Origin of the sequence: Streptomyces sp. (genome assembly GCF_036524955.1) — a bacterium.
Lineage (GTDB): Bacteria > Actinomycetota > Actinomycetes > Streptomycetales > Streptomycetaceae > Actinacidiphila.
The window spans coordinates 19,347-33,049 of the sequence record NZ_DATDBG010000066.1 but is presented as its reverse complement, the minus strand read 5'-3'; the positions used below and the strand labels follow the sequence as shown (position 1 = coordinate 33,049).

The window sequence follows — 13,703 nt, the reverse complement described above, 5'->3', positions numbered from 1 at the left end:
CGGGCGGTGGCCTTTCGCGTGGTGGCCGCGGGGACCGCCGCGGTGGGCGAAACCGAAGCCGATGACGCGCTGTTCGAGGGCGCGTCCGCGGATGCGGCGGCTGGTTGGGCGGCGGCGTCGTTCTTGCTGTCGCCGGAGGACAAGGTGAGCGCGGCGATTCCGCCGATGGCCGAAGTGATCAGCACGAACGTGACCACAGCTATGACGGCCAGGCGGCCGCGCGCCGTCACCAGGGATGCGATCGCTCTGGTGATCGCGCCACGCGGCGCCGAATCGGCGGCACTGCTCGGACCGTCCAGGGCTATCGCTCGTCGGACGCGCAGCGGCCTGCCCGTAGCGGCCGCGGTCACGGAGCGCGGCGGACCGTCCGGCTGATGGTACGAAACCATCCTTCCTCCTGATTCTCTGCATTCACTCTGCGTTCAGCGGGTGTGCGGGTGTTCGCCGTTTCGCCAGCGGCGGCCGCGCGGGCACTCAAGTGTCACCCGAAACGCTCCGCCTCGGCACCTGCACCCCGCCCATGACCAACCGGAGATACCGGCCCAGGCCCCGACCACGCAGCGAAGCCCCGGGAGATCACCCGCAGGATCCCGCATGTCCGCGCTGTGCGGGGGGCAGGCCACCGGCCGTCCGAGGCGGGACAACCGGAGTGACGTTCTCACCGCCGATTGCGGTTTGTATACCCAGTGAGTTCGCGGCCCGTCCCGTTCCGGTCTGTAAATAGTGCGCAAACTGGCGAAAACGCGGGTTAATTGATCCCTTGAGGCTCGTGTGTCATGAGCAACGGCGCGATACGGTAAGCCACATCGACGACGTGCCGGCGTGGAGCCGCTTGGCCGGCGTCATACGGCGGCGGTGGCCCGGGGACGGGCCGACCGGTCCGACAGCCGTACCGGGAACGCCTTGGGGGTGAGGACGACCCTCGCCGACGCCGATACGCCGCCGCCGGACAGCGCGGACAGCCGCCACCGCGCGGCGATCGACGCCACTACGAGGGTGGCCTCGGCGACCCCGAACTCCTCGCCCAGGCACTTGGTGGCCCCGCCGCCGAACGGCAGGTAGGAGCCGCGGTGTCCGGCGCCGCCGGCACCGGACAGGGACCGGTCCGGGTCGAAGCGGTGCGGCTCGGGATGGAAGTCCGCCCTGCGGTGCAGGATGTACGGGCTGAACAGGACCATGCTGCCGGGCGCCAGGGTGTGCCCGGCCAGCCGCGTTTGGCGGACGGCCGTGCGGACGACGACCCAGGCCGGCGGATACAGCCGCAGCGCCTCCCGTACCACCCGGGCGGTCAGGTCGAGGCGGCCCAGGTGCTCCCAGCCGGCCGTCTCCCCGGCGAGTACGGTGTCCGCCTCGGCGTGCACCCGCGCCAGGATCTCCGGGTGCTCCTGGAGCAGGTGCAGGGCCCAGACCACGGCCGCCGACGTGGTCTCACCGCCGGCCAGCAGCAACACCGCGACCTGGTCGGACAACTCCTCGGCGGTCAGTGCCCGGCCCTCGTCGTCGCGGGCCGCCAGCAGCCGGGACATCAGGTCGCCGCGGTCGCCCCCGGCCTGCCGGTAGTCCTCGATCAGCCGCTCCACCTCGCCGCGCCAGCGGATGAGCGCCCGCGCGTACCGCCGGTTGCCGGGCGTGGGCAGCCGGCCCGCCACGGGCAGCGCCGCGCGCGTGTAGATGCCCCGCAGGAACACGTCGAACGCCGCGCGCAGTTCCTCGGCCTCCCGCGCCCCGATCCGCGCGGAGAACAGCGACTTGAGCGCGACCGTGGTGGTGAGCCGGAACATCGCCTCGACCATGTCCACGACCTGGCCCTCGGACCAGCCGTCCATGGCGGCGGCGATCTCGTCCCGCATCACCCCCACGTATCCGCGCAGGTGCTCGTGGCGGAACGCGGGCTGCATCACCAGCCGCTGGCGCCGGTGGTCCTGGTACGGCACGGTCGCCACCCCGCTGCCCATCGCGGCCCGCACCTTCTCGTACACCGGGCCCGTACGGTCGAAGCCCCGGAAGTCGGTGAGCACCCGGTGGGCGAGATCCGGATGGCACAGCACGAACGCCGGCCGCGGGCCGAGCCGGATCTCCACCAGGTCGCCGCGCTCCGGCAACGAGTCCAGGAACTCCAGCGGCCGCTGCCGCAACGCCACGAAATGCCCCAGCACCGGCCAGCCCCCCGGCGCCCTCCCGAACCGCAACCCGCTCCCGCCGTCCACCACCGCCGCCTCCCGTCGTCTTTGACGAGAGTACGGGCCGGCGCCGCTGTCCGTGGTGGCTCGTGCACCGCGCGTCACGGCATCGGAGCACCGCGCGTCACGGCATCGGGGCGGCGGTGTGAGGGGCGGACCGGACGGCGGTGTCGGGCGGCGGCGGGCGGTGTCGGGCGCGCGGCTGTGACCTGCGGCTGTGACGGCTCGGGGCGCCGACGCGCTGTAAGGGGTAGACCGGCGGGTCCCGACCGGCGGATGACGGTGTGGCCCCAGACCGGCCTCCGCATGCGCTTGGATAGGGACTCGTGCCGGCCGACGCGGGTTACCCCTCCGTACCCGTTGTCCGCCGGTGAGTTCGGGACCTGCCGGTCGTTGTGGATGGGGTCGAGGATGGGTGCGAATGTGCTGGTTGCGGGCAGGTACCGGCTGGACGAGCCGCTTGCCCAGGGCGGTATGGGAGCCGTCTGGCGCGGGACCGATACGAACCTGCACCGGCCGGTGGCTGTCAAGGTACTGGCTCTGGAGGGCGACGAGACCCTGACCGAGCGGTTCCATCTGGAGGCCAGGGCGGCGGCCCGGCTGAACCACCCCAATCTGGTGGCGGCCTACGACTTCGGCGACCACGACGGACGCCCGTACCTGGTGATGGAACTCGTCGAGGGCCGCAGCCTGTCCCAGGAGCTCACCGCGCGTGGGCCGCTGGACCCGGACCGGGCCGCCGACCTCGCCGCCCAGACCGCCCGTGGCCTGGCCGCCGCGCACCAGCAGTCCGTGGTGCACCGGGACATCAAGCCCGGCAACCTGCTGCTGGCCGCCGACGGCACGGTGAAGATCGCCGACTTCGGGATCGCCCGCCTCATCGACGAGGTGTCCCCGGCCCTGACCGCGACCGGGCACGTCATGGGGTCCAGCTCCTACCTCGCTCCCGAACGGGTGCTGGGATCCCCGGCCGTGACCGCGTCGGACGTGTACTCCCTCGGCTGCGTTCTGTACGAGATGCTCACCGGCCGGACTCCCTTCCGCGGGGACACCCCGGCCGCCGTCGCCCACCAGCACGTCGTGGCGACCCCCACCCCGCCGGAACTGCTCCGCCCCGGGTTACCCGCGCACCTGACGGACCTGCTGTTACAGCTGATGGCCAAGTCCCCCGAGGCGCGGCCCACCGCGGACCGGACGGCCGACTGGCTGTCCGCCCCGGGCGGCCGGGCCGAACCCGCCGCCGTCCTGTCCGGCCCGGCCCCGGGCGCCGGACCCGCCGCGGACACCACCGCGCTCCTGACGTCCACGGTCGCCCTCCCGGTGCTGCCGCCGCCCCCGGCCGGTCCCGCCCCCTCCGGCGCCCCGGCCCGCGCCCGGCGGTCCCCCCGTACCGCAATCCTCATCACGGCCGCCGGAGCACTCGCCTTCGCCACCGCCGTCGTCCTCGCCACCACTGCCCGTTCCAGCGGGGGTGGTGGCGACTTGCCCGCTCCGCGACCCGCCCCGTCCGCGCCTGCCGCCTTCGTCACCTCCACGCCCTCGCCCCCGGCGGACGACGCCGAACCGGCCCCCGAATCGGCCGCCGCACCGATCGCGACCGCGTCGCCGGACCGGCCCCACCACGGCCACGGCAAGAAGGGCCACGAAAAGGACGAGCGGGACGACGGCTGACGGTGAGGTGCGAACGCGGCGATCCCGGGGATCCCGCGGGGCCGCGAGGAGACGTCGGCTGCAGGGAGCTTCGGCCTGCTACCGGGTGACGACCGAGCCGCCGGCCATCGGCGTGGTCTGCGAGGACCGGAGTCGGCGCACCATCGTGTGGAAGAGCGGTGCGTCAGGGAACGGGATCTGGTCGCCGATGTGCCGGTACCCCCAGGATTCGTACATGGCCTTGGTGCGCTCGTTGTCGCAGAGGAGCGTGGCGCGTTCTTCGGTGCGGCCCGACAGCAGGCTCTCGTGGAGGCGTTTGCCGAGGCCCTCACCGCGCCAGGGGGCGCGGATCATGAGTTCGAAGACGGCCAGGGTGCGGTGGCCGGTCTCCTCGGTGAGGTCTTCTGGCAGCGGTTCGAGTTGGTGCAACCACCAGCGGGCGCCGGGCTGGAGGGCGGAGCCGTAGACATAGCCGGCCGGAGCGTCGCCGTCGTAGGCGATGACGCATTCCCAGGTGTTGCGGCTGGCGTGTCCGGTCAGGCGTTCGTCGAAGCGTTCGACGGTGCTGAAGGGGTCGTCGAGGTCGTCCGCGTACACCTCCGCGTACACATCCAGGAGGACCGGGCGGATCGCTTCCAGCCCGTCGACGCCGATACGGCGCAGTTCCAAGTCGCCCATGCCGATCCTCTCCTCAGATGCGAACGGAGCGCGTGTCGTTCAGCCAGGACCGTGCTCGGGCCGATCCCGTCGCCGCGGCCTCGGTGCGGAAGGTCTTGAGAAGGACGCGGACCCTTTCGGAGCTGGGCAGCTCGCGGGTGAGCAGGCGGTCGGCGGTTGTGCAGGCCAGTTCCAGCTCGCCCTGTTCGAGCTGGGCCAGCGCCAGTTGCGCGGTGTAGTAGGCACGGTTGCGCAGCAGGTCCGGTGCGAGGCGGGACAGGGCGGTGTGCGCGTGGAACTCCGCCTCCTCGGCCCTGCCGAGACGCAGGTACGCAACGGCGGAGAGGCCGTGCAACTCGGCCGAGTCGTAGAAGCGCATCCAGCGCGGCCGGGGCGCGGGTGTTGCCCGGCTGAGGGCGTCTTCGGCGTGGCCGAGGGCGCGTTCGGTGGCTCGTACGTCGCCCATGCTGGCGTGGGCGACGGCGTTGCGGGCGTGGCAGAGGGAGGCGAAGAGCGGGTCCCGGCGGGCGATCGATGTGGCCCGTGCGCGCTGGCTCGCCGCTGCCGCGTCTGCGAAGTCCTGCCGCTGGCTGGCGAGAACGGCGATGTTGTCCCAGGTGGCGAGTTCGACGGTGGGGTCACCGCTCATGCCGGCCAGGGTGAGCGCTCGATCCAACAGCTTTTCGGCTCGGTCGAGTTGTCGGGAGTCCACGGCTGCCCACGCGGCGTGGTTGACCGCCTCGGCCGCGGCCGCGTACACCTGCCCCCGTATGCGGCTGCTGGCCCTGCCGCGCTGAAGCAGGCCGAGGGCTCGGTGCGCCAAAGCCATGGCGGCCGACTCGGCGTCTACGGACCCTCCGTCCGCGTCGTCGCCTGCCGATACGGCGTCGAGCTCCGCGCGTAGCCGGGCGATGTCCGATGATCCGATGTGGGGAGTGGCGGGCAAAGCAGGAGCGGCGAGGTTGGATGTCGTCGCGGCGATGAACGTACGGCGGTGCACTGGATCCTCCGGGTGGCGCTCCTCCGCACGAGGAGCCTTACGGGAGCGCGGGACGAAACCCAGCTCCTCCGCTGTGCAGCCGAATAGTGCCTGCAACGCCAGCCGTTGTCTTCCTTGCGGCCACTGAGTCTCGCCCCGGATGAACCGGCGGACGGTCCGGTCCGTGAGGTCGCCACGTCGGCCGGTGAGCGCGAGGAGCTGTTCGTTCAGTTCCTCGGCTAACTCGCCTGCGGTCAGGCCACGGGCGAGCATCCGGGCCTGGAGGCGTGCGTTCCTGGCTTCGCCGACCATGTGCTCCACGGTAGGGGCGGCGCTCGAGTGACGAGTAAAGGAACCACCAAATCGCCCTAGGTGGCGGAGGTCGCCAGCTGCTCCTTCGCCCTACTACCGGACGTGATCAACCGGTTACCTGGCATCTCCGAGCGGCGCCAGCCCGGCCGTCGAAGGCTCGGCACAACGGCTTTCGGGAGCGACCACATGAACGAGGCGATCACGACCGTCCAGGCGCCCGCACCCCGCACTCGTCCGGCGATCATCGCTCGCCACCGGGTCGCTCTGGCCATCTGGCCAGAGTCGGCGCGGGTGGGCCGCGTGCGGCAGGAGGTAGCGGCCACGTTGCGGGCCTGGGCACTCGCGGAGGCTGTCGACGACTCGGTCCTCGTGGTCAATGAACTGGTCGCCAACGCGGTGGAGTACGCCCCCGCGGAGCCGATCGAGCTGACGGTGACGTTCGGGGACGGGTCGCTGCTGATCGAGGTCCGCGACGGGTCGACTGCGCCGCCGATGCGTACCGAAGCCGCCGGTCCGGAATCCGAAGGAGGAAGGGGGCTGGAGATCGTCCAGGCCCTCTCCAGCGACTGGGGCTGGCATCCGCTCGAAGACGCGGCGAAGACCGTCTGGGCACTCGTACCGGTTCGCCAGGCTCAACTCCAGCCGTAGGAAAGTCGAGACGCCTCCTCGGCGTGACCGTCATCGCCGAGGTGGGAGCCGACCGCATGCCGGTCGTGTGCGGCACCTCGGATGCATGCGGTTCCACCTGTGCGTCGGCGTCGGGGTGCCGGCCCTGCGGCCCGGTGATCCCTTCGAACCGCTCATGGTCGCGGCCCCTGCCTGGCGGACGCCGGCAGGCAGGGGTCGGCAGGCAGGGGTCGGCAGGGTGCGGACCGGGCCCGGGGTCACATCGTCTTCAGCTTGTAGTAGCGCACGATCTCGGGAGTCTCGAACACGGTGAACGCGACCAGCGCGACGGCGAGCGCTCCGACGGTGGCGCGGACGACGCCCGCGGGGATGCGGATGTCCTTCCTCATGGGGGATCACCTCCTCTCGGCGAGCAGATCGGCGAGGAGGGACTCGACGAACGGTACGGCCCGCTCGACGGCCTCGCTGACGGGTGCGCTGAGGCCGACGACCACGTCCGGTTCGTCGCCGTTCATGCGTACCTGGGGCTCGCACCCCACGACCAGGACCCGGGGCAGCCGTCCGTCGCCGAGCACGCGGGCCAGGCCCAGCACCTTGACGGGGTCCATGGCGTGCGCCTCGGGAGCCGCGTCGGCCGGGAACGACCCGGGGTCGGGTTCGATCACGCTGAGGGTGCCCGGGGCCTCGCCGCGCGGCGCGGCGTCCAGCAGGACGACCGTGTCGTAGCCCTCCAGCATCCGGTAGGCCAGGTCCGTGCCCCGGATGCCGAAGTCGGCGACGTGGACGCCGTCCGGCAGGGTACGGCGGCCCAGCGCGGCGGCGGCTGCGGGGCCGAAGCCGTCGTCGGCCATGAAGATGTTGCCGACGCCCGCCACGAGGACGCGGGTGGGCGGCGTCTCGTGGCCGGGTCCGGCCGGTTCGAGTTCCTCGGGGGAGAAGAAGAACCGGTGCCCGATCTGGCTGGCGGAGCCGAGGTCGCGTCCCGGGTCGTCCTCCAGGACGACGGCGATGTGCACCTGGCCCTCGAAGTCCTCCTCCACCGCGGCGACCTCGGCGACGCGGCCGGCCAGGGCCAGGTCGAGGATGTCCGCGCTACGGGAGGGGCGCAGGCGCACCCGGCTGCCCGGGCGGAGCGGGACGCCGTTCACACGCCCTCCCGGATCTCGCGGAGCTCGCGGAACTCCCGGATGGTGCCGTGCAGGGCCATCAACTGGTCGGAGCCGAGCCCGGCGCAGCGGTCGAGGATCTCCCGGGCCCTGGGGTCGCTCGCGCGGGCCTCGGCCTGCTCCTCCTCGGTGAGGCTGAGGACGCTCAGCACGAGCAGCTGGTCGATCTCCGTCCCGTCGAACAGGTCGCCGGGGCTCTCGGGAGCGACCCGGGGGAAGTCGTACAGGGTGACGGGCGAGGAGAGCACGGTGTGCGCCCGGCCGTCCCCGGTCTCGTCGCCGACCAGCACGGGCCAGGTGCCCTGGTTGCGGCAGGCCGCGGCGGCGTCGCGCAGCGGTCCGGGCGGGTCGAGGAGGGAGACGAACCGGCCGCTGTCGCTGTGCAGCACGGTGTGGGAGGAGACGAACGCGTACGCGGCGGCCTGCTCCCGGGCGTCCCGGGCGCCGGGCTGCGGGGCCGGGCAGGGGGTGGTGTTCTCGATCCGTACGGTCAGCCGCCGCACTCCGTCCGCGACGGGCTCGGCGGTGACCGCCACCGTGCCGGTGAGCCGCCGCCAGCGACGGACGAGGGCGGCGCCGCCGGAGAGCGGCTCGGTGTCGGTGCCCTCGGGGATGTCGATGCGGGCGGTGCCCGGTCCGCCGGTCAGCACGGTCTCGCGTTCGGTGACCTCCTGCCAGGAGACGTACCGCTGCCCGTCGACGGTGAGCGCGTCGACCGTTTCGGGGCCGTCCGGCCCGTCCCGTACCACCGTGCGGTCCACGACGTGCAGGAACCGTACGCGCACGGTGAGGTCGTCGCCGGGGCCCTCGTGGAGGACCTGGGTGGTCATGCCGGCCGGTTCGCCGAGCGGGCCGGCGCAGGCCGGGGGGAAGACGCCGCCGAACGTCCAGCGCTTGGTGTTCTTCAGGGCGGACCTGCGGTAGGGCCACAGCAGATAGCCCTCGTAGAGGCAGGTCCGCACGATCTTCTCGACGTCGTTCATGGAGTCCCCGGGTGATGGAGTGTGCGGTCGAGCAGGGCGCGCACGGCGTCCTCGGGGGAACCGAGGACGAGCCCGGCGCGGTACTCGTCGAGGCGGTCGTAGGTCTCCCGGCCCAGTCGCAGCCAGGCGCTGCCCGGGTGGTAACGGTCGATCAGGCCGTGCCAGAGCGCGGCGGGCAGCGCGTACGAGGCGTCCTGGGACCAGGAGATCCGGCAGGCGCGCAGCCCGCCGTGCTCGGACTGGTGGAAGACGGTGCCGCTGAACAGGAAGTCCAGCGGCACGTCGCCGTCGTCGACCGCGCGCAGGTACTTGGTGACGGCCAGTTCGGTGTCGTACGAGCACTCGACGGGGATGTCCACCGCCGTGCGGACGTCGAAGGCCGGTACGTGGACCGTCGCGCGGGTCCAGGCAAGCGGGCGCAGGGAGCCGCCCCACTGTTCCGGTGCGCCGAACAGTTCGGCCAGGGCGCGGTGCGAACGCGGCGGGTAGCGGCGGCGGGCGACGTCGATACGGATCGCGGTGGTGAGCGCGACCGAACTGACGGACCCGCCGCCGACCCTGGTGATCTCCACGCGGAAACGGAGGGTGGGCAGCGCGGCGAAGCGCTCCTCCTCGGCCCCGGTGACCGCGAAGGCCAGGTCGGGAGCCGCGGTGGCCGTCATGTGTGCCGTCATGCCGGGGACAGGTTCGGCATCTCCGGCAGCACCGGGTCGTGCTGCTCGGGGTTGATGCCGGTGGAGCGGCGGGCCGTGGAGCGGTCGTCGGGGCGGTGCCCCGGCTGCCGCTTGTACAGGCCGCGATGGTTGCCGCGGCGGACTCCCATGACGTGGGCGGGCTTGTCGACCGTCACATCGGGCTTCCCTACGGTGATGTTCATGACGCCTCCTCGGTGGTGAGTGCGGTCAGTTGTCGGAAGAAGTCGTCGATCCGGTGCCACACCTCGGGGCCGCCACCCAGTCCCTTCCAGTGGGCGCGTACCACCGCGACCAGGCGGTAGCAGTCGTCGAGCGGGACGAGCCAGTGCTCCTTCGCGCCCTGCGCCCGGTTGACGAGCAGGGCCTGCACGTCGGGAGCCATGGCTGGCAGGTCCGGATGGCAGCTCTCGACCTCTTGCCACCTGTCCCGGGTGACCGTCGAGCGCATGGCCCCCAGCGGGCTGGGGTACGCGGCCGTGGTCTCGCCGGTCTCTCCGGAGCGGGTGAAGAAGGCCAGGTCGACGGGGACGCCCAGGCCCGCCCACACGGCGTCGTCGATGTCGCAGCCGTCCAGCCGCCGCCTGCTCTCGGGCAGCGGCAGGTAGCCGTGGCCGCCCGTCGAGCCGTGGTCGAACAGCAGGGCGCAGGCCCGGCAGGCGCAGGAGACGGTGCCGGAGGCGGGCTGGAGCAGATGGCGGTGACCCGGCGGCAGGGGCTCCGCACACAGGTCGCACCGCTCCGGCCCGTCCGGGCGGGGCCGGGCGGCCTGCCGGGCGAGGCGCCGGAGCCCGCTCGTCCTGTTGGGCCGGCTCGGCGCGTTCGGTTCGTCTGGCGTGCTGGTCCTGTTGGGCCGGCTGGCGGGGCTTGGTTCGTTCGGCGTGCTGGTCCTGCTGGGCCGGCTGGTCGGGCCCGGTCCGCCTGGCGTGCTCGTCCCGGTGCTCCCGGTGCTCCCGGTGCTCCCGGTGGTTCCGCTCGGTGCGCTCACCCTGTTCACCCGGCCCCCTGGCCGACCCGGGCCCGGTTTCGGAAGAGCGCGTCCACCGGGATCAGCGTTTCCTCGGTCCCGGCGTCCACCCGCACGTCCTCGATCTCGGGCGCCCGCGCGGCGAGGGCCTCCCGTACCGCCTGCTCGGCGCCCCCCGATCCGCAGCCGCCGGCGACCCGGACCCGGACGGCCGTCGTGGTGACCTCGAGAACCTCCGGGCTGTTCGGCAGCGCGGCCAGCGCGTCCCGTACCCGGGTCTCGACCGGGTCGGGGTGCAGGTCGTGCACGAGCAGCAGGTGGCCGACGAGTTCGTCGTCGGCGAGGGCACGCAGCGCGTCGCCGTGGCCGTGCTCCGCCAGCCGGGCCGTGATCCGGGCCAGGCACTCCCCGTAGAGGCCGACCAGTGTCTCGACGGTCTCCGCCGCCCGTGCCGCCGCGGCGCCGTCCGGCAGGGCGTCCAGGCCGGACAGCAGGTCCTCCGCCAGGGCCACCTGGCGGCGTGCGTGTTCGTCGTCCCAGGACATCGCGCGCGCCTAGGCGAGGGCGCCGAAGGTGGGCGAGTGGGACTGGGTGAGGGTGCGCCCGTCGCCGAGGTACATGTGGACGCCGCACGGCAGGCAGGGGTCGAAGCTGCGGACGGTGCGCATGATGTCGATGCCTTTGAAGTTCTCCCGGTTGTTCTCCTCGAAGATCGGCATGCCCTGCACGGCGTCCTCGTACGGGCCGGGGGTGCCGTAGAAGTCGCGGGGGCTGGCGTTCCACGGGGTCGGCGGGTACGGGTGGTAGTTGGCGATCTTGCCGTCCCGGATGACGAGGTGGTGGCTGAGCACGCCCCGCACCGCCTCGTGGAAGCCGACGCCGATGGCCTCCTTGGGCACCGTGAAGTCCTGGAAGGTCTTCGTGCGCCCGGCGCGGACCTCGTTCAGGGCCTGGTCCACGAAGTGCAGGGCCATGCCGGCGGCGTAGGCGACGAAGTACATCCGGGCCCGGTTGCGCTCGATGGTGTTGGGGAAGGCGGGGGGCGTCCACTCCAGCCGCACCTCGGGCGAGGAGGGGGTCTTCGGCAGGTCGATCTGCACGCTGTGCCCGGTGGAGCGCACGTACGGGGTGCTGACCTTCCCGGCGAGGGCGGTCACCCACAGCCGGGCGATGGGGCCGCCTCCGGTGTCCAGTGCGAGGTGCTTGTTGGTGCGCCGGTCCAGCCAGCGCGGGCTCATCACCCAGCTGTAGTTGCCGCCCTCCAGGTCGCGTTTCTGCGGGGCCGGAAGGGTGGTCTGGTTCCAGGGATGGCGCTTGTCGACGGGGTTGCCCAGCGGGTCCTTGTCGACGAAGGTCTCCTCGCCGGTCCAGTCCTCGTAGTAGGAGCTGCCGAGCAGGATCCGCATGCCGAGGTTGATGTCGACCAGGTTGGTGGTGACGAGTTCGTTGTCGACGACGATGCCGGGCGTGACGAACATGCGGTTGCCCCACTCGTTCATGTTCGCGTAGCTGTAGTCGACGATCTCCGGGTCCTGGAAGGCGCCCCAGCAGCCGAGCAGGGTGCGGCGGCGGCCGACCTCCTCGTAGCCGGGCAGCGCCTCGTAGAAGAAGTCGAAGACGTCGTCGTTCATGGCGACCGCGCGCTTGACGAAGTCCAGGCAGCGGGTGAGGCGGACGAGGTAGTCGGTGAAGACCTGCGGGGTGGCCACGGTGCCGACGCCGCCCGGGTAGAGCGTGGAGGGGTGCACATGGCGGCCCTCCATCAGGCAGATCATCTCGCGCGTGAGGCGGCTCATGACGAGCGCTTCCTTGTACGTGGCGCCCTCGAAGGGGTTGTACGAGCGCATGATGTCGCCGATGGTGCGGTGGCCGTGCGCCTCGCCGCGCGGCGCGGGGGTGCGCTCGGCGCGCTCCCACACGCCGGGGTTGGTCTCCTTGACCATGCGTTCGCAGTAGTCGACGAAGACCATGTTGTCCTGGAAGATGGTGTGGTCGAACATGTACTCGGCGGCTTCACCGAGGTTGATGATCCAGTCGGCGATCGGCGGGGGCTTCACGCCGTACGCCATGTTCTGCGCGTACACCGAGCAGGTGGCGTGGTTGTCCCCGCAGATGCCGCAGATGCGGCTGGTGATGAAGTGCGCGTCGCGGGGGTCCTTGCCCTTCATGAACACGCTGTAGCCGCGGAAGATGGACGAGGTGCTGCGGCACTCGACGACCTCGCGGGCGTTGAAGTCGATCTTCGTGTAGATGCCCAGGTTTCCGACGATCCTGGTGATCGGGTCGAAGGCGACCTCGGTGAGGGTACGCGGCTCCGCCTTGGCGGCCTGGCTCGTCGTCACTGGACGGGTTCCTTTCGTGCGGGGGGTACGCGACGTACACGGAGTGCGGACGTCACTTGCCGGGCCAGCGCGGCGCGAAGCCGGAGGTCAGCTCGGTGCGGTTGTGCCGCCACCTGGGCTCGCGGTTGACGGAGCGGTTGGTGATGGCACGCAGGGAGCGCACCAGCGGGCCGTAGGTGGTGGAGAGGACGGCGGAGGAGAGGCTGCCGCCGGGAGGCTCGTCCATGAAGGGCATGAACTTGTCGGGGAAGCCGGGCATGGTGCAGCCGATGCAGATACCGCCGACGTTGGGGCAGCCGCCGATGCCGGCCATCCAGCCGCGCTTGGTGACGTTGCAGTTGACCACCGGGCCCCAGCAGCCGATCTTCACCTGGCACTTGGGCGAGTTGTAGTCCTTGGCGAAGTCGCCCTGCTCGTAGTACGCGGCGCGGTCGCACCCCTCGTGCACCGTCTTGCCGAAGAGCCAGGTGGGGCGCAGTTGTTCGTCCAGGGGGATGGGCGGTGCCATTCCCGCGACCTGGTAGAGCAGCCAGGTCACGGTCTCCATGAAGTTGTCGGGCTGTACGGGGCAGCCCGGCACGTTCACGATCGGCAACCCGCCGGCCGAGCGGAAGTCCCAGCCGAGGTAGTCGGCCAGGCCCATGGCGCCGGTCGGGTTGCCCGCCATGGCGTGGATGCCGCCGTACGTGGCACAGGTGCCGATCGCCACGACGGCGAAGGCACCGGGGGCCAGCCGGTCGATCCAGGTGTTGAACGTGATGGGCTCGCCGGTGTCGGGGTCGTTCCCCATCGAGGTCCAGTAGCCGTCGCCGTTGATCCGCTCGTTGGGGATCGAACCCTCCACCACCAGCACGTACGGGCCCAGTTCCCCGTCGGCGGCCTGGTGGAAGGCGCGGGTGAAGTCGTCACCGCTCTCGTAACTGAGCACCTTGTTGTGCAGGACGACCTTCGGCAGGCCGGGGATGGCGCCGAGCACCACGTCCTCCAGGGCGGGCTGCGAGGCCGCGGTGACCGAGACGGTGTCGCCGTCACAGCTCATGCCCTCCGAGGTCCAGAGGATATGGACCTCGTCCACGGCCGCGGGGGCCAGAGTGTCGGTACTCATAACGCCTTCCTTCCTGCGGATGCCCCCTTGCGAAGGCTGACAC

At 71.7% G+C, this 13,703-nt stretch carries 15 protein-coding genes; 3 read left to right on the top strand and 12 right to left on the bottom strand.

Features of this window, described 5'->3' with window-relative positions:
- The first annotated feature begins 42 nt into the window (after positions 1 to 42).
- A complete protein-coding gene (locus VIW71_RS05640; RefSeq protein WP_331620849.1) occupies positions 43 to 375 on the top strand; it encodes a hypothetical protein in 333 nt (110 codons plus the stop codon).
- 467 nt (positions 376 to 842) lie between these two features.
- On the opposite strand, the gene VIW71_RS05635 is transcribed toward VIW71_RS05640, so the two are convergent.
- Positions 843 to 2,207 (bottom strand): cytochrome P450, encoded by a 1,365-nt coding sequence (locus tag VIW71_RS05635; protein WP_331620848.1) that lies wholly within the window; start codon positions 2,205 to 2,207, stop codon positions 843 to 845.
- 384 nt (positions 2,208 to 2,591) lie between these two features.
- Between VIW71_RS05635 and VIW71_RS05630 the strand changes: the two genes are divergently transcribed.
- Positions 2,592 to 3,851 carry a serine/threonine-protein kinase gene (locus VIW71_RS05630; protein ID WP_331620847.1) on the top strand — a complete coding sequence of 420 codons (1,260 nt, stop codon included), beginning with the start codon at positions 2,592 to 2,594 and terminating at the stop codon, positions 3,849 to 3,851.
- A 78-nt stretch (positions 3,852 to 3,929) separates the two neighbouring features.
- On the opposite strand, the gene VIW71_RS05625 is transcribed toward VIW71_RS05630, so the two are convergent.
- Together VIW71_RS05625 and VIW71_RS05620 are read right to left on the bottom strand one after the other, a co-directional pair.
- Positions 3,930 to 4,508 (bottom strand): GNAT family N-acetyltransferase, encoded by a 579-nt coding sequence (locus VIW71_RS05625; RefSeq protein WP_331620846.1) that lies wholly within the window; start codon positions 4,506 to 4,508, stop codon positions 3,930 to 3,932.
- 13 nt (positions 4,509 to 4,521) lie between these two features.
- Positions 4,522 to 5,778: a hypothetical protein gene (locus tag VIW71_RS05620; protein WP_331620845.1), complete on the bottom strand. Its 1,257-nt coding sequence runs from the start codon at positions 5,776 to 5,778 to the stop codon at positions 4,522 to 4,524.
- Between the two features lie 186 nt (positions 5,779 to 5,964).
- Here VIW71_RS05620 and VIW71_RS05615 point away from each other — a divergent pair, with 186 nt between their 5' ends.
- Positions 5,965 to 6,426, top strand: coding sequence for an ATP-binding protein (locus VIW71_RS05615; RefSeq protein ID WP_331620844.1), 462 nt, complete (start codon positions 5,965 to 5,967; stop codon positions 6,424 to 6,426).
- Positions 6,427 to 6,662: 236 nt separating this feature from the next.
- Here the strand turns inward: VIW71_RS05615 and VIW71_RS05610 are convergent, their stop codons facing one another.
- From VIW71_RS05610 to VIW71_RS05570, 9 genes are read right to left on the bottom strand one after another with little or no spacing between them, the layout of a single operon-like run.
- Complete coding sequence (locus VIW71_RS05610; protein ID WP_331620843.1) at positions 6,663 to 6,794, bottom strand: hypothetical protein; 132 nt, start codon at positions 6,792 to 6,794, stop codon at positions 6,663 to 6,665.
- 6 nt (positions 6,795 to 6,800) lie between these two features.
- Positions 6,801 to 7,553 (bottom strand): hydrogenase maturation protease, encoded by a 753-nt coding sequence (locus VIW71_RS05605; protein WP_331620842.1) that lies wholly within the window; start codon positions 7,551 to 7,553, stop codon positions 6,801 to 6,803.
- Complete coding sequence (locus tag VIW71_RS05600) at positions 7,550 to 8,554, bottom strand: hypothetical protein (RefSeq protein ID WP_331620841.1); 1,005 nt, start codon at positions 8,552 to 8,554, stop codon at positions 7,550 to 7,552. Before VIW71_RS05600 ends, VIW71_RS05605 begins: the two co-directional genes overlap by 4 nt.
- Complete coding sequence (locus VIW71_RS05595) at positions 8,551 to 9,216, bottom strand: DUF6084 family protein (RefSeq protein ID WP_331620839.1); 666 nt, start codon at positions 9,214 to 9,216, stop codon at positions 8,551 to 8,553. The genes VIW71_RS05600 and VIW71_RS05595 overlap by 4 nt, the downstream gene beginning before the upstream one ends.
- Positions 9,217 to 9,224: 8 nt before the next feature.
- A complete protein-coding gene (locus VIW71_RS05590) occupies positions 9,225 to 9,431 on the bottom strand; it encodes a hypothetical protein (protein ID WP_331620838.1) in 207 nt (68 codons plus the stop codon).
- Positions 9,428 to 10,234, bottom strand: a complete 807-nt coding sequence (locus VIW71_RS05585; RefSeq protein WP_331620837.1) for a DUF5947 family protein — start codon at positions 10,232 to 10,234, stop codon at positions 9,428 to 9,430. Before VIW71_RS05585 ends, VIW71_RS05590 begins: the two co-directional genes overlap by 4 nt.
- A 5-nt stretch (positions 10,235 to 10,239) precedes the next feature.
- A complete protein-coding gene (locus VIW71_RS05580) occupies positions 10,240 to 10,758 on the bottom strand; it encodes a NifU family protein (RefSeq protein ID WP_331620836.1) in 519 nt (172 codons plus the stop codon).
- 9 nt (positions 10,759 to 10,767) lie between these two features.
- Positions 10,768 to 12,555: a nickel-dependent hydrogenase large subunit gene (locus VIW71_RS05575; RefSeq protein WP_331620835.1), complete on the bottom strand. Its 1,788-nt coding sequence runs from the start codon at positions 12,553 to 12,555 to the stop codon at positions 10,768 to 10,770.
- A gap of 52 nt (positions 12,556 to 12,607) precedes the next feature.
- Positions 12,608 to 13,660 (bottom strand): hydrogenase expression protein HypE, encoded by a 1,053-nt coding sequence (locus tag VIW71_RS05570; protein WP_331620834.1) that lies wholly within the window; start codon positions 13,658 to 13,660, stop codon positions 12,608 to 12,610.
- Between the last annotated feature and the right edge of the window lie 43 nt (positions 13,661 to 13,703).